At 44.4% G+C, this 21,102-nt stretch carries 22 protein-coding genes; 6 read left to right on the top strand and 16 right to left on the bottom strand.

The window, feature by feature from the left end:
- The first annotated feature begins 201 nt into the window (after window positions 1–201).
- Together LQZ07_RS08680 and pta are read left to right on the top strand one after the other, a co-directional pair.
- On the top strand, window positions 202–1,404 hold the full coding sequence (locus tag LQZ07_RS08680; RefSeq protein ID WP_016403694.1) for an acetate kinase: 1,203 nt from the start codon (window positions 202–204) through the stop codon (window positions 1,402–1,404).
- Window positions 1,405–1,471: 67 nt separating this feature from the next.
- Entirely contained in the window at window positions 1,472–3,607 is a 2,136-nt protein-coding gene (pta, locus tag LQZ07_RS08675) for a phosphate acetyltransferase (RefSeq protein ID WP_040307631.1), read from the top strand.
- A gap of 65 nt (window positions 3,608–3,672) precedes the next feature.
- On the opposite strand, the gene LQZ07_RS08670 is transcribed toward pta, so the two are convergent.
- From LQZ07_RS08670 to LQZ07_RS08635, 8 genes are all read right to left on the bottom strand, one after another.
- Window positions 3,673–4,239: a hypothetical protein gene (locus tag LQZ07_RS08670; RefSeq protein WP_016403692.1), complete on the bottom strand. Its 567-nt coding sequence runs from the start codon at window positions 4,237–4,239 to the stop codon at window positions 3,673–3,675.
- A 1-nt stretch (window position 4,240) separates the two neighbouring features.
- Window positions 4,241–4,756, bottom strand: coding sequence for an RNA polymerase sigma factor (locus LQZ07_RS08665; RefSeq protein ID WP_016403691.1), 516 nt, complete (start codon window positions 4,754–4,756; stop codon window positions 4,241–4,243).
- 77 nt (window positions 4,757–4,833) lie between these two features.
- A complete protein-coding gene (locus LQZ07_RS08660) occupies window positions 4,834–5,739 on the bottom strand; it encodes a DoxX family membrane protein (protein ID WP_152779583.1) in 906 nt (301 codons plus the stop codon).
- A 394-nt stretch (window positions 5,740–6,133) separates the two neighbouring features.
- The gene (locus tag LQZ07_RS08655) at window positions 6,134–6,487 is read right to left on the bottom strand and encodes a P-II family nitrogen regulator (RefSeq protein WP_016403688.1); all 354 of its coding nucleotides are present in this window, start codon (window positions 6,485–6,487) and stop codon (window positions 6,134–6,136) included.
- Window positions 6,477–7,274, bottom strand: a complete 798-nt coding sequence (locus LQZ07_RS08650) for a DUF1538 domain-containing protein (RefSeq protein ID WP_152779585.1) — start codon at window positions 7,272–7,274, stop codon at window positions 6,477–6,479. Before LQZ07_RS08650 ends, LQZ07_RS08655 begins: the two co-directional genes overlap by 11 nt.
- On the bottom strand, window positions 7,271–8,005 hold the full coding sequence (locus LQZ07_RS08645; RefSeq protein ID WP_016403914.1) for a DUF1538 domain-containing protein: 735 nt from the start codon (window positions 8,003–8,005) through the stop codon (window positions 7,271–7,273). Before LQZ07_RS08645 ends, LQZ07_RS08650 begins: the two co-directional genes overlap by 4 nt.
- Window positions 8,006–8,117: 112 nt before the next feature.
- Window positions 8,118–8,999 carry a class I SAM-dependent methyltransferase gene (locus LQZ07_RS08640; protein ID WP_152779587.1) on the bottom strand — a complete coding sequence of 294 codons (882 nt, stop codon included), beginning with the start codon at window positions 8,997–8,999 and terminating at the stop codon, window positions 8,118–8,120.
- Entirely contained in the window at window positions 8,989–10,044 is a 1,056-nt protein-coding gene (locus tag LQZ07_RS08635; protein ID WP_249483607.1) for an AI-2E family transporter, read from the bottom strand. The genes LQZ07_RS08640 and LQZ07_RS08635 overlap by 11 nt, the downstream gene beginning before the upstream one ends.
- Before the next feature lie 100 nt (window positions 10,045–10,144).
- Between LQZ07_RS08635 and LQZ07_RS08630 the strand changes: the two genes are divergently transcribed.
- Window positions 10,145–10,636, top strand: a complete 492-nt coding sequence (locus LQZ07_RS08630) for a 2-amino-4-hydroxy-6-hydroxymethyldihydropteridine diphosphokinase (RefSeq protein WP_152779590.1) — start codon at window positions 10,145–10,147, stop codon at window positions 10,634–10,636.
- On the opposite strand, the gene LQZ07_RS08625 is transcribed toward LQZ07_RS08630, so the two are convergent.
- Window positions 10,583–11,296: an SDR family oxidoreductase gene (locus LQZ07_RS08625; RefSeq protein ID WP_152779592.1), complete on the bottom strand. Its 714-nt coding sequence runs from the start codon at window positions 11,294–11,296 to the stop codon at window positions 10,583–10,585. The genes LQZ07_RS08630 and LQZ07_RS08625 overlap by 54 nt on opposite strands.
- Before the next feature lie 85 nt (window positions 11,297–11,381).
- Between LQZ07_RS08625 and LQZ07_RS08620 the strand changes: the two genes are divergently transcribed.
- Window positions 11,382–12,284 carry a TIGR01777 family oxidoreductase gene (locus LQZ07_RS08620; protein ID WP_152779594.1) on the top strand — a complete coding sequence of 301 codons (903 nt, stop codon included), beginning with the start codon at window positions 11,382–11,384 and terminating at the stop codon, window positions 12,282–12,284.
- A gap of 5 nt (window positions 12,285–12,289) precedes the next feature.
- On the opposite strand, the gene LQZ07_RS08615 is transcribed toward LQZ07_RS08620, so the two are convergent.
- Complete coding sequence (locus tag LQZ07_RS08615; RefSeq protein WP_152779596.1) at window positions 12,290–13,102, bottom strand: hypothetical protein; 813 nt, start codon at window positions 13,100–13,102, stop codon at window positions 12,290–12,292.
- A gap of 101 nt (window positions 13,103–13,203) precedes the next feature.
- The gene (locus LQZ07_RS08610) at window positions 13,204–13,887 is read right to left on the bottom strand and encodes a DNA-3-methyladenine glycosylase I (protein ID WP_016403920.1); all 684 of its coding nucleotides are present in this window, start codon (window positions 13,885–13,887) and stop codon (window positions 13,204–13,206) included.
- Window positions 13,888–14,083: 196 nt separating this feature from the next.
- On the opposite strand from LQZ07_RS08610, the gene LQZ07_RS08605 reads away from it, so the two are divergent.
- Together LQZ07_RS08605 and LQZ07_RS08600 are read left to right on the top strand one after the other, a co-directional pair.
- Window positions 14,084–15,058, top strand: coding sequence for an acetylxylan esterase (locus LQZ07_RS08605; RefSeq protein WP_152779598.1), 975 nt, complete (start codon window positions 14,084–14,086; stop codon window positions 15,056–15,058).
- Window positions 15,051–15,779, top strand: coding sequence for an esterase family protein (locus LQZ07_RS08600; RefSeq protein ID WP_152779600.1), 729 nt, complete (start codon window positions 15,051–15,053; stop codon window positions 15,777–15,779). Before LQZ07_RS08605 ends, LQZ07_RS08600 begins: the two co-directional genes overlap by 8 nt.
- Window positions 15,780–15,992: 213 nt before the next feature.
- Here LQZ07_RS08600 and LQZ07_RS08595 read toward each other — a convergent pair whose 3' ends face one another.
- The 5 genes from LQZ07_RS08595 to LQZ07_RS08575 form a co-directional block, all read right to left on the bottom strand.
- Window positions 15,993–16,493, bottom strand: a complete 501-nt coding sequence (locus LQZ07_RS08595) for a hypothetical protein (protein WP_152779602.1) — start codon at window positions 16,491–16,493, stop codon at window positions 15,993–15,995.
- A gap of 177 nt (window positions 16,494–16,670) precedes the next feature.
- The gene (locus LQZ07_RS08590) at window positions 16,671–17,669 is read right to left on the bottom strand and encodes a GTP-binding protein (protein WP_152779604.1); all 999 of its coding nucleotides are present in this window, start codon (window positions 17,667–17,669) and stop codon (window positions 16,671–16,673) included.
- A gap of 182 nt (window positions 17,670–17,851) precedes the next feature.
- A complete protein-coding gene (locus LQZ07_RS08585) occupies window positions 17,852–18,262 on the bottom strand; it encodes a MerC domain-containing protein (RefSeq protein ID WP_152779606.1) in 411 nt (136 codons plus the stop codon).
- A 30-nt stretch (window positions 18,263–18,292) separates the two neighbouring features.
- Window positions 18,293–18,766: a Fur family transcriptional regulator gene (locus tag LQZ07_RS08580; protein ID WP_249483606.1), complete on the bottom strand. Its 474-nt coding sequence runs from the start codon at window positions 18,764–18,766 to the stop codon at window positions 18,293–18,295.
- A 235-nt stretch (window positions 18,767–19,001) separates the two neighbouring features.
- Window positions 19,002–20,861 (bottom strand): TIGR00341 family protein, encoded by a 1,860-nt coding sequence (locus LQZ07_RS08575; RefSeq protein WP_152779608.1) that lies wholly within the window; start codon window positions 20,859–20,861, stop codon window positions 19,002–19,004.
- Between the last annotated feature and the right edge of the window lie 241 nt (window positions 20,862–21,102).

Genomic DNA, 21,102 nt, shown 5'->3' with positions numbered 1-21,102 from the left:
GTTATCATTGGTCCGGCAAACGGTTTCATATAAATCAGCTTATTTGTTAAGTGTAGCTTGATTGAGACCAAGGCACTAGGTCAAATCTAATTTGCCTTAGTCAGAGACTGAAAATCTGAAACAAAAAACGTGTCTCGCAATGCCCGACGTTTTTTCTTTCACTGTCTATAATTGAACAAATTCAACAACAGGTGTCTATAAATGAGCAACAAGCTGGTACTCGTTCTTAACTGTGGTAGCTCTTCACTTAAATTTGCAGTTCTTAATGCGTTAAGTGGCGAAGAGATTATTTCTGGTTTAGCGGAATGTTTTAATTTAGAAGATGCGCGCCTTAAATGGAAAGCGCAAGGTGAGAAAAACGAATCAAGCCTAGGTGCTTACGCAGCTCACCGTGAAGCCATCGAATTCATCGTAAAAAATATTCTAGAAGCTAACCCTGAAATCCTAAACGACATTGTTGCTATTGGTCACCGCGTTGTTCATGGTGGAGAGAAATTCACCAAATCAGCTATCATCGATGAAGCGGTTGTAGAAGGTATCGAAGAATGCTCTGGACTTGCACCATTGCATAACCCAGCGGCTCTAATTGGTATTCGCGCAGCACAAGCTTGTTTCCCTAAGCGCCCACACGTTGCAGTATTTGATACAGCTTTCCACCAAACTATGCCAGAAAGCTCTTACTTGTACGCACTGCCTTACAAGTTATACCGCGAAAAAGGTATCCGCCGTTATGGCATGCACGGTACCAGCCACCTATTCGTATCGCGTGAAGCTGCAGCAATGTTAGAACAGCCGATCGAACAAACTAACGTTATTACCGCTCACCTAGGTAATGGCGCATCAATTTGTGCAGTTAAAAACGGTAAGAGCTTTGATACCAGCATGGGCTTAACTCCGTTAGAAGGCTTGGTAATGGGTACTCGCAGCGGCGACATTGACCCAGCCATTATCTTCCACCTTGTTGATCGTGAAGGTTACACCCTAAAAGAAGTTAACAACATGCTGCACAAGCAGTCTGGATTAATGGGTCTAACTGAAGCAAGCAGTGATTGTCGCTACACCGAAGAAGGTTATGGCGAAGGTAAAGAACCAGCCATTCGCGCGATGAGCGTATTCACTTACCGCTTAGCGAAAAGCATTATGTCTTACGCTGCCTCAATGGACGGTAAACTAGACGCCTTAGTATTTACTGGCGGTATTGGTGAGAACTCAGCGCTAGTGCGTAAGCTTACTATCGAAAAACTAGCCCTGTTAGGCTTTAGCTTAGACGAGCAAGCAAACTTGGATGCACGTTTTGGTAATTCAGGTAATATTGGCACTAGCTCAAGTCGCCCAATCTTAGTTATTCCAACTAACGAAGAAATGGTAATCGCACAAGATGCAGTTGCATTAACTCAAGCTTAATGCAGATTCTTATCAAGGCTGAGTAATACTCAGCCTTGTTCTATCACTTAACTTAAGAGGTACAGCCGTGGCTCGTACAATTATGTTAATCCCAGTTGGCGTTGGTGTTGGTGTAACATCCGTCAGCCTTGGTATGGTTCGCGCTATGGAACGTAATGGCGTAAACGTAAACTTTTTCAAACCTATCGCACAGCCTAAAACCCGTGAGAAAGGTGCAGAACGTTCTACCGCTATTATCCGTCAAGCTTCAAACATTATTCCTCCAGAGCCCTTCACTCAGGCTTACGCAGAAAACCTCATCAGTGCTAACCAAATCGACGATTTACTCGAAGGCATTGTAGCGCGTTTTAATTCTGCAACTTCTGGTGCCGAAATTGTCGTAGTGGAAGGCTTAGTGCCTACCTCAGAGTCGCCTTACGCAACCAACGTAAACTACGGTATTGCTAAAGCGCTAGACGCAGACATGGTGTTTGTTACTAACCCTGGTAGCGATACTTCTCAGCAGCTAAAAGAGCGTATGGAAATTGCCTGTAACAACTTTGGCGGCTTGAAGAACAAACGCATTATCGGCTGCATTATTAACAAAGTTGGCGCGCCAATCGACGAGCACGAAATCACTCGTCCAGATCTGACTGAAATGTTCGATAACAAATCAGATCACTCTACCAACCTTGAAGTGCTGCAAATGTTTGGCAAGAGTCCATTGCGTATCTTAGGTTGCGTGCCTTGGAATGCACCACTTGTTGCGCCACGTGCTCGCGACTTAGCTAACCACTTAAATGCCACCATTATTAATGAAGGTGACATGGATACCCGCCTAGGTCGTGTGACCTTCTGTGCACGCAGTATTCCAAACATGGTTGAACACTTTAACGCAGGCAGCTTGTTGGTAACGTCTGGCGATCGCTCAGACGTAATTGTATCGGCCTGTTTAGCTGCCATGAACGGCGTTAAGATTGGTGCCCTGCTGCTTACTGGCGGTTACCAACCTGAGCCACAAGTACTTAAGTTATGTGAAGGTGCATTCGCGACAGGTTTACCTGTTATGCTTATCAATTCAAATACTTGGCAAACTTCATTAGCGCTACAGAGCTTTAATGCAGAAATCCCAGTAGATGATTCTCAACGCATCGAGTTAGTACAAGACTACGTTGCTGGTCACATCGATAAACATTGGATTGAGTCACTTACCGCTATCTCTGCGCGTGCTCGTCGCTTATCGCCACCAGCTTTCCGTTACCAGTTAACCGAAATGGCACGCAACGCGAACAAGCGTATTGTATTGCCAGAAGGCGAAGAGCCACGCACTATCGCAGCTGCAGCTATCTGTGCCGAACGTGGTATTGCTCGCCCAGTATTGCTAGGTAACCCAGAGGTTATTCAGCGCATTGCTAGCCAACAAGGCGTAGTGCTTGGCGAAAGTGTTGAGATTTTCAACCCGGTTGAAATTCAAGGCAAATACGTTGCACCAATGGTTGAGTTGCGTAAAGGTAAAGGCCTTACTGAAGTAGTAGCCAAAGAGCAATTAGAAGACAACGTAGTACTAGGTACTATGATGCTAGCTAACGATGAAGTAGACGGTTTGGTATCTGGTGCAGTTAACACCACAGCCAACACCATTCGCCCGCCGCTACAGTTAATTAAAACAGCGCCAGGTTACAACTTGGTGAGCTCTATCTTCTTCATGCTGCTACCAGATCAAGTATTGGTATATGGTGACTGTGCCATTAACCCAGACCCAAGTGCGGAACAATTGGCAGATATCGCCATTCAATCTGCAGAGTCTGCTGTTGCCTTTGGCATCGAGCCACGTGTTGCAATGATTTCTTACTCTACCGGTAGCTCAGGCTCTGGCTCAGACGTAGAAAAAGTACGTGAAGCGACCAAAATTGCTAAAGAGCGCCGCCCTGAGCTAATCATTGATGGCCCGCTTCAGTACGATGCCGCAATTATGGAAAACGTAGCTAAGAGCAAAGCGCCTAACAGTCCTGTTGCAGGTAAAGCGACTGTGTTTATCTTCCCAGATTTGAACACCGGTAATACTACCTACAAAGCCGTTCAACGTAGTGCCGACCTAATCAGTATTGGTCCTATGCTGCAAGGTATGGCTAAACCTGTAAACGATTTGTCACGTGGTGCATTAGTAGACGACATTGTTTACACCATTGCGCTAACCGCAATTCAAGCAGGCCAAAGCAAGTAAGTTATTGCTAAGCAATAAAAAAGCCGATCGTAAGATCGGCTTTTTTGTGTCTGTTTGTTAGTTTTCTAAATAGCTAAACCGATAAGTAAGCCCTTTTCTTGCCAAACTTTTACCTTAACACCATCCACTTCTAATTCTTTTTGCTTAGTAATGTTTAGCCACTCTTCGGGCAACTTGGCTTGATAAAAGGTGTGAACTTGCAAGCTTTGACGGTTTCTTACTTTTAACTGAGCGGCAATACGGCCATCAATACTGCAGTAGCGCCCCCCCATTAGCTCCCATTTATCTTTATCTAATAATTGAGATTGAATGAGCTTAAAATCCAAACGGTTAAGATGTTTTTGAATATCATTAATCGACGAAGACATAACTTCCATTTGCATTTGGCTGTTGTGGTTATAGGCAATCTCTTTAGAAATAGCGGAATAGTTGATGCCGGCAAAGAAGGCCAAATAAATAGTCACAGCCAACACACAAGAGACCGCACTGGCCCAAGCCCATTGGCTAGCATCCATTTGCTTGCTTTTAGCTAAGCCCTGTAATTTGTTCACTTGCTTCTTAGAAAGCTGCAGTTCTTGAAAGTAATCTCTAGTAAGTTGCTTAAAGCTGCCATCTTGCGCACTAAAGCTCATCTTAAGACACCTCCTCAATTAAGTGACCAAATTCATCACTTAAACGCTTTTTCAAGCGGGAAACGCGTGATAACAAGGTGCCTCGAGCAACTCCGCTAGTGGTGGCAATTTCTTGAATACTAAAACCTTCTACCGCCCATAAGTATAAAAGTTCGCGTTCGTCTTCAGACAAACGCTCCATCACTAAGCCAACATGTTGCTGGTCTATCAGCAGCAACTCCATGTCTTGTAGACTCTCTTCAACAATACTGGCATCAATGTATTGGTCCTCATCCACCACCAACTCCAGCTTTTTACGGCGAAAGTTGTCAATGAATTCGTTGCGAATAACTCGCATCATAAAGGGTTTAAGAGGTTCTGGAGGAGGATCTTTCTGCAGCACTTTTTCGCAGCAACTTTGCAATAGGTCATAAGCCTGCTCACTATTGTGACATAGTGAAAAACTATAGCGATATAACTGGTTAAGCAGCGCGTCCGAAAATACCGGTCGGGCTTTACGTTTAAACAATTTCAGCATGCTATCTTACTGCTAACTATCCAGCAGACATTCCTTTGTTATTCAAGTAACACGGCGCTTTCACGCCGAACAAGCTATCACTTACTCACTGCGCGGTTAAACAAGTAGTAAGATTTCACTCTTAGCAACATGTCTTGCAAACTAAAGCGGTTTCCCCCACCCAGTTTTGCCAACACTATGGCTGCCGCTGCTAAAGCGAACTCTCGTTTAACTCCATTTAAGTTCTTAATCAGTGACTTATCGATAGAGAACTTCTGAAGCATAAACCAAATCATCACTAATACGCAGGCTACAGCTCCCATTTTTAGAGTTTTACCATGAGCAAAAATAAAAATTAGACCCAAAACCATTAAAACTAGCTGATGAGTAGCAAAACTAGGGATTTTTGCATAGCCTGAGAAAAAGCCTGCGACGATAAAGGTCATACCTAAAGAAAAGCGTAACAACAGACCTAGCGTTTGCCAGTCTTGAGAGTTTTTGCTGGCTACCCCACGTTTACTGCGCAGCCGTTCATCAATGCTCAGCGCACCAGCGCCTAGGTTAAACAACACAAACATCATACCCGACAGGGTAATGTCTCTAATCTGCACAAATATCGCCGGTGAAGTATAAGTACTCACGCCTACCGATGCCCCTGGTACGGTATCAACAGGCAGTGATACCACAAAAGTCCATAGCAAAAACCCGTAAAATAAACTTAAAGGCCTAACCAAAAAACCTGCAGCCAAAGCCACACCCGAAAATAACTCAAAAGCTGATAAAGTAGTTAGAAATGCCCAAGGGCTAAGTAATCCTGCAGAAAATAGGTAGTCTTGAAATAACTCATTAATATAACCGGTAGTCCCCATGTAGTTAGCGACCATTGCCGCTTCGGTGCTGGAGTCTAACAACAAGCTTAGTTTCGATGTACCACCGATAATAAACACCAATCCAAGGCCTATACGCAACCACAATGCTGCGTTGTCTAATTGCTTTTGTTCCATCTTATTCTCTATTCCATTAATGACTTTACCTAGCAGTAACGAATCAACGCCACATTTGATTGCAGCTTTTTAGATTATTTTTTTATTTATCATTAAAAATAGATGTAGCTTCAAACTAAATAGACAGTACGGAATAGCCACTATCACATTACAACTCGGTAATTCGTCTACAGTTTTCTAAAAAATGCAACTACTAAAATGGCATCACAAAGCATCGCTTCTTTTTTAGACAACATTAAAAAGTCATATAAAACAATAAGATATTTACAAACAGTGGTTTCATACACACTTTAATCCACAGAATGTGTGGATAAAAAAATAAAAAGACAATAGTTATACACAGAGGAAGGTAACTTTTGAGCTCTGCATAACTATTTATTCACATTAATCTCGCTTACTCTTCATCTGTAGGTACTTTGTGAATTAAGGCCTGAATTTGGTGAGCAACCCCAACGGCTTCTTCTACGTCTAGCAATACAGCAATTCCCTGCCCTTCTTCTTGGTCAAACTCAGCCACCGCACTGATAGTATTTAAGATCGGTTTGGCAAGGTGGCTTTCCACAACAAACAGCAACACGTCTCGCTGTGCTTCTAGATTCAATCCAAAGAAGGTTTTTTTGCGATGCACTCCTTCACCTCGCGCATTGTTTATTACCGTTGCACCGGTAGCACCAGCAGCACGTGCGGAATCGAGCACCAAGGTGGTTTTTTGGTCATCAACAAAGGCAAGAATCAATTTAAATTTCATCGTCATCTCCTGACAAACTAGAACTTGCTAAGAAACTAGTAACTTGCGCATAGGCAAGCACCGAAATGATGGGGAATAAGCTGGCAAACGCAATTAAGCCAAAGCCATCAAGCAAGGGGCTACGCCCAGGCACCGACTCAGCTAAACCTAAACCCAGTGCGGTAACTAAAGGCACAGTCACCGTAGAAGTGGTCACGCCTCCACTGTCGTATGCCAAGGGCACAATCGCTTTAGGAGCAAACAGGGTTTGTATTACCACCAAAATATAGCCTGCAATAATGTAGTAATGCAGCGGGTCGCCAACCACTATTCGATAACTGCCTAAGGCCAAGCCTAAAGCCACACCTATGGCTACAGAGATCCGCAAACCACCTATTGATACAGCTCCACCCGACACGCCATTAGCTTTAATGGCTACCGCTAACAGAGAAGGTTCGGCAATCGTAGTGCTAAAGCCAATAGCAGCAGAAAACAGGTAAATCCAAGCATAAGCCGCCCAGTGTTCCGACACCACATAAACCGCAGACTCATCTAAGCCCAAAAATTCTGCGCTGGTGAGTTGTTTTGCCATGGACTCACCCAGTGGAAATAGTGCCTGCTCTAAGCCCAACAAAAATAACACCATGCCCAGCACAACAAATAGCGTGCCCAGTAACAGCTGCTTTGGCTGACTAATCGGCCGCTTAATCACCAAATACTGAAAGACCAATATGGTCACAACAATGGGGAAAATGTCCCCCAAAGTGCCAAACAGCGTCTCTAAGAAATTTAGGCTTGCGCTAATCAATAGACTATCCCGTAGAGCATCACAAACATCATAGGGGTTAACGAGGCTAAAGCAATTAAACCAAAGCCATCAAGCAAAGGGTTGCGGCCTTTAATGGCCGAAGCTAAACCGACTCCAAGAGCGGTGACTAAAGGTACGGTGATAGTAGAGGTTGTCACTCCGCCAGAGTCGTAGGCAATACCAATGATTTCTTGAGGGGCAAACATGGTAAGTAACACAATCAACAAATAACCGCCAATGATAATTAGATACAGCGGCCAACCTTTTATGATGCGAATAACGCCAATCACAATTGCTAAGCCAACGGCAAAGGCTACACTTAAACGCAGCCCAGCGGCATACTCCTGCATACTGGTTTCGGTGTTTTCAATATGCTTGGCTTGTGCGGCTACCTCTGCGGCCTCTTTTGCTACAGCTACTAAGGCCGGTTCGGCGATGGTAGTGCCAAAGCCCAAACAAAAAGCAAAGCTAAGCAGGGCTAACAAACTACCTTTATTGGCAAAGGCATGGGCAAGGTTTTCGCCTATAGGAAACAGCCCTAGCTCTAAGCCCATCACAAAAAAGCTTAAACCCACCACCACCATCACAGCACCACTTAAGATGCTCAAAACATTAGGTAAGCTGCTGTCTAGTACTCCCCATTGGAAAAACAAAACAACCACAACTATCGGCGAGATATCGCGAAGACTTTTAAGCAGAGAGGAAAATAGGTGAGAAAAACGAAACCCCATATACGCTCCTTGTATTAAACCTTTGAATTAAAGGCTTAATACAAGCTTAGCAGAGCGTTAGCTAAGGCTGAGTAGCGAGGGCCAGTAAAGCGCTAAATTGTGATACTAATAGCTAAGGCTGATTTTGGAAGATAAGCACTTTTAAGCCATCATCTGGGCTTTTTTCCATTACCGCATCAGGCCTTTCCAGCGTTTCAATAAGCTTTAATTGTGGAGCTTCTGTGGCAATAGCATCGAGCAAAAAGCTACGCCCTAGCCACGGCGCGTTTAAACACAACATGGCTATGCCGTTCTCTGTGAGCAAACTAGGCAGCTGGCGAACAATCCGCGGGTAATCTTTTTCAACCAAGAAACTGCCTTTTTGCATTGATGGCGGATCAGCAATCACCAATTCATAAGGGCCGTGCTTGCGCAGCTTACCCCAAGATTTAAACAAATCGTGGCCAAAGAAACGGGCTTTTTTGTCATCCAGCAGGTTTAGCCGCAAGTTGTCGCGGCCAACACTTAACGCAGCTTTACTCATATCGATATTAACAACCGACTTAGCGCCACCAGCAATCGCCGCTACGGCAAAGCCACAAGTATAAGAGAACAAGTTAAGCACTTGTTTACCTTCGGCTTGCTGCTTTACCCACTCTCGTCCTTTGGCCATATCTAAAAAGATCCCAAAGTTTTGATGAGTGCCAACTTCAACCTTGTAGCGTAAACCTTGTTCAGTTACTTCATTCGGCGTTTGCTCACAACCCCATAAGTGGCTTACCGGAGCCATGGCTTGGTCACGCTGTTGCAAAAATACGCCTTCAACCAAAGGCTCTGCACTTAATTGCTCCACTAACTGATACACCAACTCTTCGCTGAGAGGTGCATAAGCCACAATCAGCATGATTGGTGGTAGCCATTCAATATTGAAGGATTCAGCACCTTCTAGGCAGTGGCCGCGACCATGTACAACACGTAATGCATTATCACTTAGCTGCGGAAGATTAAGCTTCATCTACAGGTTCACTCTCTTTCTTTAAATCGTCTGGGTGGCTAAGGATACGCGAGAACCAATGGCCACTGTTACTAGATTCCAAGCCAATTTTGATAATCATGGTCAAGGGGACCGATAACAACATGCCAACACTGCCAAACAACCAGCCCCAGAATATTAACGACAGCACCACCACCAGAGAAGACAAACCTAAACCTTTGCCCATAATACGTGGTTCAACTATGTTGCCCATCACCAAGTTTACGCCCACATATAAACCCGCCACAGCCAAAGCTTGGCTGGGCCCTAATTGCAATAAGGCTAATAATACCGGTGGAATGGCGGCAATAAGCGAACCCACATTAGGAATATAGTTAAGCAAGAAGGCCAAAATCCCCCACAAAATCGCATAGTCTAGATCCAGCAAGGTCAGCACAATGGTGATAGGAATGGCGGTAAACAAGCTGATTAACGTTTTAACCGCAATATAGCTGTTAACTGCTTTTAAAAACTTATTCACCTGAGACATACGCACGCCGGGATTATGAATCGCATCATGCATTCGCTGTGGCATGGTATCGGCTTCTAGCAACATAAAAATCGTCACTAGCAAAATAATGAAGATGTTAGCCGCTGCTCCGCTTAAGCCAGTTAAGGTATTAGCAAATAGCCCCAGAATAATGCCAGGGTCGAAGTAATCAGTCACAATGCTCATCGAAAGGTCGATATCAAAACGCGCTGCAAATGCGCTTAAACCGGCCAACTGCACCAGCAGCTGCTCTCGATATAGCGGAATAGAGGCTCTAAAATCACTAATCGAGCTACCTACAACGCCTGCTAACAGCATGATTAAAAATACAATTAGCAACAGCACCATCATTACCGACAATACCCGTGGAATTCTTAATCGGGTTAAAAAATTAACAATGGGGCTGGCAATAATGGCGATAAACATCGACATCAAAAATGGAATTAATACAGGTGTTGCAGCTTTAAGCCCTGCCAATAAAACTACTAAGGCAGCGGCTGTGACTAAGCCATGGCGCATCGAGGTGGGTTGATTCACCACTCACTCCTAGAAATAACTGATTATGCTCAGCAGTTTAGCTTGCATAAGCGCTGGCGAAAAGGCTAAATAAAATCCAATAGCAAACGGGAGTAACCAGATGTTTTACTTATGCAGCCTTGGGAGCAACATTCAGCCACTCGAGCACCTTCCTGCTGCGCTATGCCAACTTAGTGAACGCTTGCATACACTCACCATTAGTTCGTTTATCGAAACCACACCTTTTGATATTCAAACTGAACATAAATTTGTGAATGCCCTAGGCTGGTTTGAATCGAAGCAAAGCCCCAACCAACTAAAACAGTTTTTTAATCAACTTGAAGCTAGGCACGGTCGCAATCGCAACGATCCACTATCTAGCGCTAAAGATAGAAGCTTAGACATTGACTTAATTGGGCCGGTAAAGCAGCAAGCCGCTCTCGCCTATTTAGCGATAGACCCTTTTTTGCTCACGCTACAACAGCAACTATTTACTACCCCAGCGCAAACGCTTCCTCAAGCACTAGATATAAACCTGCAACTAAGCCCACAGCAATGCTTACCACTGGGTAAGCGACCTACCACCATCCACTTTAATCGAGCATCCGGTTAGGAACTCATTGTTAATCAGCAACTCAATGGTTTGCCAAACCGGCGCTATACCGCCTTCTTTAGCTAAGGGGGTTTGCGCCAGTACCCGCTCACGATGCTGTTGATCATGCTCATCCAAAAATAACATCGGCCCTGGCTCTATGCCGTTAACTCTCACCTCTGGTGCCCAATGGCTAGCATAAGCTTTTAGCATATTAGCTAAGCCGGCTTTAGAAGCGCAGTACGAGCGAAATTTAGCATGTGGCTGCTGAGCATAAATATCAGTCATCATTACTACGCAACCTCTGGCATTACATAATGCACTATGCATCGTCTCGTTAATTAGCTTGGGGGCTAACATGTGCACTGCATACATTGCATCAAAAAACTCAGCTTGCTCGGCAGGGCTGTGATTTGGCTCATCGCTAACAAATAACGAAGCGTTATGTATGAGTACGTCCAAGCTGTCGCAAAGCTGTAGTAGCTGCTCCACAAAGCCTAATAGCTGAGTACGTTGGCTAAAATCGGCTTGTACTAATGTAACCCCTAAGTCTCTTAGCTCAGCTAGCTCGGCGCGCTCACTTCGATATTGACCAATAACCCGATAACCTAAGCCAACAAACTGATGCGCAAGAAAAAAACCTAAACGTCGACCAACCCCGGTAATCAAAACCGTCTTCATCTTGCTTTCCATCCTATAAACCTCTGCTATTGTTAACTAAATCAAAGAGTAACATGGCTAGCCCTGACAAGGACTGCTCAACATTATGAAAATACTACTTACCGGTGGAACTGGCTTCATCGGCAGCCGCTTAGTTAAACATTTACAATTTAGTCATGAATTGACGATATTGTCACGCAACCCTATTCGCGCCTATCAAAAGCTTGGACATAACCTACTGGCCATTCCTTCTCTTAAAGACCTCAATAACCTTAACGAATACGATGCCGTTATTAACTTAGCTGGCGAACCTATCGCCAACAAACGTTGGACCGAACAACAAAAGAAGCGTATTTGCGATAGCCGTTGGGCACTCACCGAGCGCCTAGTAGAGCTATTTGAACAAAGTGAGCAAGCACCAGATACTTTTATTAGTGGCAGTGCCATTGGCTATTACGGCGAGCAAGGCCAACAAGCCTTAGACGAAACCAGCATCATAGAAGACGACTCCTTCCCTCATCAAGTATGTAAAACCTGGGAGCAAATAGCATTAAAAGCGGCTAACGAGCATACCCGTGTATGTGTTTTGCGCACTGGCGTGGTAATTGGCATAGAAGGTGGGGCATTGGCAAAAATGTTGCCAGCCTTTCGTTTAGGTTTAGGTGGCCCAGTGGCCGATGGCCAACAGCAAATGTCGTGGATCCACATTAGTGACATGGTAGACGCCATTATATTTCTGCTCAACAATCAGCAATGCCATGGCGCTTACAACTTAACCTCTCCTAACCCTGTCACTAACCAACAATTTAGCCAAGCGCTAAGCAAGCAACTTAAACGCCCATGCTTATTTCGGGCACCAGCTTGGGTGTTAAATACCGCAATGGGCGAAATGGCCAGCTTAATTACTGGCGGGCAAAAGGTGCTGCCGAAACGGCTAAGCGGAGAAGGCTTTAACTTTCGCTACAAAGAGCTAGACCATGCCTTCAAAGAAATACTGCTGCGCCGCTAACAACGTTAGGGCTCAATCACTACCGAGCGCAACGGCCTTTTCTGCTCTTCATCAAACATTTTTTGGCGCTTTGCATCGAGGAGCTGCTGTAACTCGGCTTGAGGCTCACAACGTAAAGTGCCGCCAAATAAACCCGCGGCGATAGTCGCAGCCCGCTTAGCCGAGTTGCTGCAATCCACCTTAACTTCTAGACTTTGCTTAAACTGCTGCTCTGCGCTCAAGCTGGATTTGTGCTTTTTGGGATTAGCTAAAGCCGGAGCGTTTTTTTGTTGCTCAAAGCGCTTAGCCCGCTTTGTGGCAAGTTTGTCCAGTTGTTGCTGTTGGTAACGCTCAAGATATGACGCTGCTGAGCGCGGTTGTTGCGGGGGATCAGCTCGTGAAACTGGCGCTTGAACAACACTTTTACTTTTGAAAGCTTGGGTGACTATATCGGCCTGTTTAGTTGGTTTTAAGTTTGCTGTGGGGCTTTCTGCTGACTCTGCACTACTAGGCTTGTTAGCTGGTATCTGACTACCAGAGTTGCTTTGCAGGTTACTTGGTTTATCGGTGAGTTTACTCGTGTGCCGTTTGGGCTCCGCCAACAAGTTGGCATCTTTAGGGGCTTCAAGTGTTTGGGCCTGCTTAGCGTCTTGCTGTGTAGTCAATGCCAGACTTGGTACTTTATACAAACTGGCTTGAATAATCGGGCGAGAGGCTCTGGCAGGCTTATTCTCGCGAGTATGATACAAGTGATTCACCAATACATATAACAGCCCCACATGCGCCAAGGTAGAAACCACCAGCGCCGAATTCCAAAAGCTGTTGCCACGCTTTGCCATCCCTGAAAGCCTATTACCCACAAAAACCAATAGACTGATGGCAACGCGCTTAGTTCAGCAGAGTTTGTGTTGATTCTGTCAGCAGCAAACTGCCCTAGGCTTTATAAGTTGTTTTCACCGATTGAGTAGGCAACGGTTTGGCTAATGGCCGCTAGAGGTAAACTGCTTTGTAACTGCCAACTGTTAAACACCTCTTGCACTGCTTTTAACCCTTTAATACTGGTTGGCGCTTTGTTTATCACTCCACGGTTAACCAAGTAAGCCACCACATCATTCGACAACATAAAGGTATCTTTCCCCATGCGACGCAAGGTATAAGAGGCGGAATTACCGCCAAGGCGCGCACCTTGCTTCTTAAGCAACAACCATAAACCTACAATGTCATCACAAGGCCACTGCGCAACAAACTTGGCAAAGCTGCCATGCTCGCTGGCAAGGTCTAAAATCATCTGAGCGTTATGTGGCACGGTGATGATTTTTTGGCGATTACGAATAATGCTGGCATCGTTACATAAACGTTCAATATGGCTGTCGTCCAGCATCAGCATTTTTTCTGGGTCAAAGTCGAAAAAGGCCCGCTCAAAATCTGGCCACTTATTTTCTACCACTCGCCACACAAAGCCAGACTGAAATATGGTTTTAGTCATGGCCGACAACCAGCGGTCATCACTAATGCCAGCTAAATGTTCACTACTTAAAGGGGTAGTGAGTAAATGTTGTAACGCAGCATCGCCACCTTTACGCTCCGCGGCTCGTTGCCAAATAGAAGAAAAGTCTTCAACCACAATCAATCCTTATTTGTTAAATCAGAGATGCCTAAGTGAGAATCATTCTATACCGCTTAGCCGTATTGACTAAAGCCTGTTGTTTAGCATTTTTAATAGCAACTGATTCGACCACACTGACAAAAATATTTAACATTAGAAATCTGTAACATAAAAGCGTTATAGTTTTCATAAACCTAAATGAAGATAGCGAAATATGCCCAGCAAACTTAAACATGATTTTGAGTTTGAGCCAGACTACGGATATACCTTAAGCCAACTTAAAGCGCTGCATCCAGATGATCGACCCAGAGGTTTTAAAAGCTTTTGGCAAAACAAATATCAGCATGCCCTGCAAATTAGGCCCGACGTCGCTATTCAAGATTGCCACCAAGACACTCCCAACTGGCGCATTTTCAAGTGCTATTACAACTCTACTAAGCAAATGCGCTGCGGCGGCTGGCTGCTACTTCCCCACTCGGGCGTAGTAAAACAAGCAATCATTAGTGCCCATGGTTATGGTGGTATCGAACAAGTAGACTGCCCAGTATCACTTAATAACACAGCAGTGTTAATGCCCTGCTCGCGGGGCATTGGCTTGAGCGCCAAAGCGCCTATTTCAGACAATCCCATGTGGCACGTACTGCACAACATTCAAGATAAAGAGCGCTACATTATTGGCGGTTGTGTTCAAGATTTATGGTGCGGAGTTAGCGCCCTGTTACGTCTATTCCCACAAGTTACCAATAAGATAGGCTTAATGGGCAGCAGCTTTGGAGGCGGACTGTGCATATTTGCGAGCGCCTTTGACCCACGCATTCAGCGTGCTCACTTTCATGTGCCCACTTTTGGTAACGTAGCGCTGCGTTTAAAACTGGCTACCCATGGCAGCGGCAAAGCATTACAAGACTTTTACCAACAGCAACCCAAACTCGCATTAAGTACATTACGCTATTTTGACTCAGCCACCGCAGCAACTTACTTAAGGTGTCCTAGCCATTGGGCCTTGGCCTTATTTGACCCTTTTGTCGCGCCACCTGGACAGTTTTCGGCATATAACAACGCTCCTCAGCCTAAACAACTTACAGTGCTAAAAGCAGGCCATTTCGACTACCCCGAGCAACAACAGCAGCGCCAGCAGGTAAATCAACAATTGGCTACATTTTTTGCTGAGCTCACTAAGCATGAATAGAGAATATCATCGTTGGTGGAGCCCTAGTTTACATCGCGATATGGAGCTGTTGGTTTTTGGTCACGCAGGGGCTAAAGTGCTGGTGTTTCCTACTCGCGGCGGGCGATTTTATGAATACGAGAACCTAGGACTCGTTAACTCAATCGCTCACAAAATAAATGCCGGACAGCTGCAATTGTATTGTGTAGATAGCATCGATATAGAAAGCATGTATTGTTTTTGGGCCCACCCTGCTGGGCGTATCCAGCGCCACCAGCAATACGAAGACTACATCCTACGCGAAGTGCTGCCCTTAATGGCGCAGAAAAATGACCACCCTTGCACCATATCTCACGGATGCTCCTTAGGTGCTTATCATGCCGCTAACATTGTATTTCGCCACCCTCACCTATTTAACAAGTTGGCGGCTTTTTCTGGCCGTTTCGACCTTACTTGGCAGGTTGAATCTTTCAGTGATTTATTCGAAGGCTTTTACAACGACAACGTCTATTTTCACACACCCACCCACTACCTAGTAAACCTAAACTGCCCTCAACGTTTAGCCGAGCTAGCCAATACCGATTTACTGTTCATTATTGGTAATCAAGATCCCTTCCTGCAAAACAACCACACCCTAAGCCATATTCTTAATCACAAAGGCTTAAATCATCGAATGATTGAATGGCAAGGCCGCGCCCACCGCGGACGTTACTGGCGAGAAATGGTGCCGTTGCATTTGTAGAGAAGGTACAGCAGTTAAACATAATCCTGTAAAACTTCACAAATAGGCTTCACTTTCCGAGTAAATGGCTTTTGAGTATAAGCTCTAATCAACGAATTAGCATTTGCTTTAAACTCAATTTATTCATGATGCTTTATTCATTCTTAACGCTTCACGAAAAGTAAAAACTACTGAGTAGTTATATTTCAAAGCATGAACAAAAAGGGGTTTTAATTAAAAATAATGCCTTTTTTTTAGCCGGCCTACCGAAGACTCTCTATTCTTATACAGCCAATATATATATCCTGCCCACAAAGCGAAATTTGATATAATCACCCACAAATGAGAAGTAGCCTGATTATAGCTTCTATTAGCATATTTATAGTAATGTTTTCCAGAAACCACTACATCCCAAACTTCTACATCATAAAAAACTCCCCACATTTCTGTGGAGTGGGTTCTTATCTCAGCACTTTTTCCAACCAAGGAAAGTACCTCTTCATAACCTTTAAAGCACGGTAAACTAAGGTATTTTGACGTGTCTGAGTCTAGCTTCACCCCAAAAATACAACTACTCTTCTTTCCAATTGAATTTGATTTACGAGTAGATAAAACCTTACCTTGATGAAGCTCGAGTTGATTAAAGCTAGGAATTGGAAGGTTGCTCCTTTGATAGTGATATAAACTAAATAAAAAAAGCAAAAAACCTGGTAGCAGTTGACTCATCAACTTCATTACACATCCTTGTATATGGCCAGAGAAAGGCCATAAATAATAAATACATATTTAAAACTATCAAGCAATTAATTTTTTTATCACTTAAGAATGCAAGGATGTAACATTTACTTTCAAACAACTAAACTAGGAATGTAAGAATAGTATCCTAGCATAGCTAAACTTCGCCCCCCTTACCTACTCTACCAAACACTCAAGCAACCTTGCTTCTAAACCATCATCTAGCTGATCTGCGATCACTTCTATGCGGCTTTCTAGGCAGTCATCTAGCTCAGCTTCGCTTAAGCCATCGCTGGTGTAGTTGTAAGCAAATACGCCGCTGCTAGTGATAAATACGGCTTTTATGCGCTCTACTTTTAAGCTTATTAGCAGCAAACACAGCTTCTTGCGGTCGAATACTTTATTAGGTGCAAAACGCCAGCCTATACTGTTAAACCCTTCGCCTTGGTTGCTGGCTTTTAAGTAACCACTCTCTGGAATAGCTTGCTCGGATGCTAGAGGTTTATCGTGACCATGATGATGATGTTCATCGGGTGCATAGCTACCCGCCGTAACGCCTTGCAGGCAGCTAATGTCCATCTGGCCGTTTTTGCTAAACAGAACTTGCGCACCTTTGCGCCCGTGTTGAGCAACATATTCACGTAGCTGTTGCTGCTCATCTGTTTGATAAAGGTCTAACTTATTACCTATCACTGTATCGGCTATGGCGATTTGTTGGTTAAAGGTTTCGTGGCTAGTGTAACGGGCATCACTAAGGTTTCTGGCATCCACTAAGGTTATGGTTTTGTTTAGTGCTAACACTTGTTGGTAATACTTGGATGAGAGCACTTGCAACACTTCTTTGGGATGACCTAATCCGGTAGGTTCGATGAGTAGCCGGTCTGGGGTTGATTCACTTAACAACTGATTTAATGCGATTTGCATCGGCAAGCCCGCAGCGCAGCACATGCAGCCTCCTGGTACTTCGCGAATATACACTTGATGCTGCTGATGTTGGCCTTGAAGCAAGGCGCCATCTATACCAATTTCGCCAAACTCATTCACGAGCACCGCCCAGCGTTCGTTTTCTGGTTTATTGCGCATTAGCTGCAAAATAGCGGAGGTTTTACCTACACCTAAAAAGCCAGTGATGATATTAGTTGGTACGGCGCTAATGGGCTGGCGCTTACTGCTCATGGTTTGTGTTCCAATTAATTAAAAAAGGTAAGCATTGCTGCAAAAACTAAGTATTGGTTATAGCATTACTTAACTGAGGAAAGAACGTTGATTACTAGACTAACTCAACCAAGCCTTTAAGTTTAAGACTTGGTTTAATGATGGGGCTAAACAAGTAATACAGGTTAAAAAAGCTGAAAGCCTTAATGCTCTGGGCAATCGCAATTGTTGTGATCATGCTGGTGACACAAACGATAGTTCATCCAGTGGCCAACAGCTACTAACGTTGCTCCTAACAAGGTAAGCGATTTTTCGCCAATTTCCCCAATACGGTCTTCACCAAGGGCGACTGCCAAAATCAATAGAGCCAAACCTGCAACACCCCAAAGCAGCACTTTGGTTCGTTTGTGTTGTTTACACCCCATGGTGAGTGCATAAGCGCTAATGGGTATAACCGCTACGACCATCCAAAGGTGAAAAGCCTCGTTGTGTAAAGGTAGCGCAACCATGCTGGGCACTAAGACAAACAAAAGAGGTAACGCCAAACAATGAATGGCGCACGCAAATGATAAACCGATGGCGAATTTATCGCCGATTGCTTGAGTGACTTTCATTAACTTTCCTTGTTTTAAATGTTGATTAAATTAAGCCGCTTGCTGAATACAGTCTTCGCATAGGCAGTTCATTTCCAGTTGCTGGCTGACTAAGGTAAAACCAGCCTGCTCGGCATTGTGTTTTAGCTCGTTAATGGTTGAAGCAGCGATGCTGATTTCTTTTACTTTGCTGCACTTACCGCATATCAAAAATTGCGGTACCCCATGGCTATGGCTGCAGCAAATATGCGCACATGCGACATATTTATTGGCCAAACTAAGTTTGTGCACAAGGTGCTCTGTTTCTAGAAAATCAAGGATGCGATACACCGACATGGCAGGAATGCTTTGGTCGAATAGTTGCTTACAATAATCGGTGAGTTCATAAGCAGAGAGCGCTTTGTTTGACTGTACTAAGCTAGATAACACCTGTTTGCGTTTGGTGGTTAAGCGAACACCTCGTTGCTTGCAGTGTTGCTCGGCATGTTGAATAACGCTATCAATTTGCATCATAAATTTGCTCACATTTTGTTTTACTTGGTTTAAAAATAACTCGCCAACAAAATGTTACGTTATATCATAACTGTAATTCAAGGCTTATTTTGATTTTATGTTCAAGGTAAATTGCAATGGCCTTGTTAATAGTAAAAACAGATTGACCAATAAACTTTTAGGCGCTTTGGTAGGAGTAATAAAGAGGCTATGTGTTGCATCACTTATAGCCTTTTTAGAAATATGTTCGGAGCAATAACAAAAGACATTAACGCCGAATAATGATTGAAGCTTCTAACTGGAAGCTACGCCCAAGCTCTTGTTCAATGCGTGCTTTAAGCCCATCTAATTGTTGGTCGTTTAGTGAATGTTCACTAACCAACTGCAAATGCAAAGTGAGCGGCTTGGTGCTTTGGGCGCGAACTGTTCGCAATAATACCTCATTAAAGGTTTTGCCTTGTAGGCGCTGCACTATTTGCGCTTCTTCTGATAGGCGGTTAAAACTGAATACCAGCGGAATGCTCACAAGGGTCACTGCGACTAAAGCGATGCCTAATCCCTTTTTGGCTCGGGTAAACGGCGCAAAACCTAAGGCCAAAAACGTTAAAGCGGCCGAAAATACAATGCCGGCTAAGTTAGTTAAAAACAGCAAAAAGGCGCCTGAGGCCACACCAATGTTTAACCAGCCTAAGCCTATACCAGTTACCGCTAAAGGCGGCACCAACGCCACGGCAATAGCAACGCCTGCCAAGCTTTTGGCCGCGTCAATCCGCGCATGGGCATAAGCACCGGCAATGCCGGAGATAATCGCCACCCCTAAATCAAGTAAATTGGGGCTTAGGCGCGCCGAGATTTCGGGCGTAATTACTTCCATTGGAATAATAAAGCTGGCGCTTGCAGCAAAGCCCAGGGCTACACACAAGCCAGTAAACAAAGTACCTAAACTGGCGGTCATTAAGCTGGGATCTTGGCGAGTAAGCGCCATAGAAAGTGAGATAATCGGTGCCATTAACGGCGCTAAAATCATCGCACCAATAATCACTGGTGCCGAGCTGGCATAAAGGCCAATGGTAGCTAGCAACGTAGACAATACCATTAGGGTTAAAAAGGCTGGCGAGGTAGTAGCGTTGTCACGTAGCAGCTGGTAGAGATCTTTAAATTCTTCTTTGGCGGCATGGGCAATCCAAGGCAATGGCTTGGCTGCTAAGGCATTTATCGCCTCGCCCTCCGGCAAATTGGCAATTTTGCGGCTCTCTTTTACTGCAGTGGCGCTGTCTTGGCAGAGCATGTCTGCAGAGGGTAAAATACTCAAGACCCGGTGTTCGCAGTCAATGGTTAAGCTATTGGCTTTTGAGAGAATGCCATCGTGCCAGTACTCCAGTTCACTCTCACCGCTAACCTGTATCGATTTAGATTTAACTAAGCTAAGAAAGCGCGGCTTTTTAACCACTCTGCCAAACATAGCAAGTACTAAAAAGCGGAACATTTCCATGATGCTGCGAGGTGCTAGCAGCATGCTTTCTAACATGCCGTCGTTACAGTGAGTATCGGTGAGTATTCGTTTAGATAACATTGAGCCTTGGGCATGTTCAATAATTACTAGCCCCACCAACGAGGTTTCTAAACAGGTGTCACTACCGGTGGTTAAACTAAGTTTTTGCGGTTTAATATCACCAATTTTTCGAATATTTTGCCAAGTCTGGGCAATACGCTGTCGCCACGAAGCATTGTGCCCGCCAGGGCGCAGGTTAAAGCTGTGCCCTACCACTAAGTGATTTAACACCACTTGCTGGTTACAACGCAGCACATCTATTTTTGTGGCTTCGGCTTGCTGAAACTCGGCCAATGCTTTCTCTGGAGAGTTAGCCAAACTAAAAGCCCGGCGGGCATGGTTTGCTTTAGGGTGAGGCAATACCGCAACAACCCATTGCAGCTCCACAGCTAGCCCAATGGCAGTAGTTAAGCTTTCATCACTGAGATAACAATAAACTAGGCTTTCAGCTTTAAATTCGGGTGGTTGGTTCGCATCCCACATTTTCGGCAATATTACATCGTCGAACAGCGGAACGAGTTTTTGACTTACCATGTCGCTAGCATCGGGCTCAAATAACAAAAAACTATCGGCCATTCCTGTTTCCATACAAGAGTTTAGATCTTACCTCAGCATGGGGGCTGTCGCTTAAAACTGCAAGTAACAGCGCTACCAATTAGTACCCATTTTTTAGCGCTCTGCTCATTTAGCACTGCCTAAATATTCTACATTTAGCCTTGATAACCATAGATTTTCTTTGTGGCCTAAAATTTTTTTATCATTAATAACAAATAAAACAGTTAAACAAGCAGCACGACTAAAGCCTTAATTTGCGGGC

It is taken from the genome of Agarivorans sp. B2Z047, from assembly GCF_023373605.1.
In the GTDB taxonomy this organism is placed as follows: domain Bacteria; phylum Pseudomonadota; class Gammaproteobacteria; order Enterobacterales; family Celerinatantimonadaceae; genus Agarivorans; species Agarivorans albus.
Note: the sequence above shows the minus strand (reverse complement) of the source record. Positions and strands in the feature narration are given on the sequence as shown.

Coding starts and splice junctions, on each gene's coding strand:
- LQZ07_RS08680 (WP_016403694.1), top strand. CDS start 202: ATGAGCAACAAGCTGGTACTCGTTCTTAACTGTGGTAGCTCTTCACTT.
- LQZ07_RS08670 (WP_016403692.1), bottom strand. CDS start 4,239: ATGAGCTTTAGTGCGCAAGATGGCAGCTTTAAGCAACTTACTAGAGAT.
- LQZ07_RS08665 (WP_016403691.1), bottom strand. CDS start 4,756: ATGCTGAAATTGTTTAAACGTAAAGCCCGACCGGTATTTTCGGACGCG.
- LQZ07_RS08660 (WP_152779583.1), bottom strand. CDS start 5,739: ATGGAACAAAAGCAATTAGACAACGCAGCATTGTGGTTGCGTATAGGC.
- LQZ07_RS08655 (WP_016403688.1), bottom strand. CDS start 6,487: ATGAAATTTAAATTGATTCTTGCCTTTGTTGATGACCAAAAAACCACC.
- LQZ07_RS08645 (WP_016403914.1), bottom strand. CDS start 8,005: ATGGGGTTTCGTTTTTCTCACCTATTTTCCTCTCTGCTTAAAAGTCTT.
- LQZ07_RS08640 (WP_152779587.1), bottom strand. CDS start 8,999: ATGAAGCTTAATCTTCCGCAGCTAAGTGATAATGCATTACGTGTTGTA.
- LQZ07_RS08630 (WP_152779590.1), top strand. CDS start 10,145: ATGTTTTACTTATGCAGCCTTGGGAGCAACATTCAGCCACTCGAGCAC.
- LQZ07_RS08625 (WP_152779592.1), bottom strand. CDS start 11,296: ATGAAGACGGTTTTGATTACCGGGGTTGGTCGACGTTTAGGTTTTTTT.
- LQZ07_RS08620 (WP_152779594.1), top strand. CDS start 11,382: ATGAAAATACTACTTACCGGTGGAACTGGCTTCATCGGCAGCCGCTTA.
- LQZ07_RS08615 (WP_152779596.1), bottom strand. CDS start 13,102: ATGGCAAAGCGTGGCAACAGCTTTTGGAATTCGGCGCTGGTGGTTTCT.
- LQZ07_RS08605 (WP_152779598.1), top strand. CDS start 14,084: ATGCCCAGCAAACTTAAACATGATTTTGAGTTTGAGCCAGACTACGGA.
- LQZ07_RS08600 (WP_152779600.1), top strand. CDS start 15,051: ATGAATAGAGAATATCATCGTTGGTGGAGCCCTAGTTTACATCGCGAT.
- LQZ07_RS08595 (WP_152779602.1), bottom strand. CDS start 16,493: ATGAAGTTGATGAGTCAACTGCTACCAGGTTTTTTGCTTTTTTTATTT.
- LQZ07_RS08590 (WP_152779604.1), bottom strand. CDS start 17,669: ATGAGCAGTAAGCGCCAGCCCATTAGCGCCGTACCAACTAATATCATC.
- LQZ07_RS08585 (WP_152779606.1), bottom strand. CDS start 18,262: ATGAAAGTCACTCAAGCAATCGGCGATAAATTCGCCATCGGTTTATCA.
- LQZ07_RS08575 (WP_152779608.1), bottom strand. CDS start 20,861: ATGGCCGATAGTTTTTTGTTATTTGAGCCCGATGCTAGCGACATGGTA.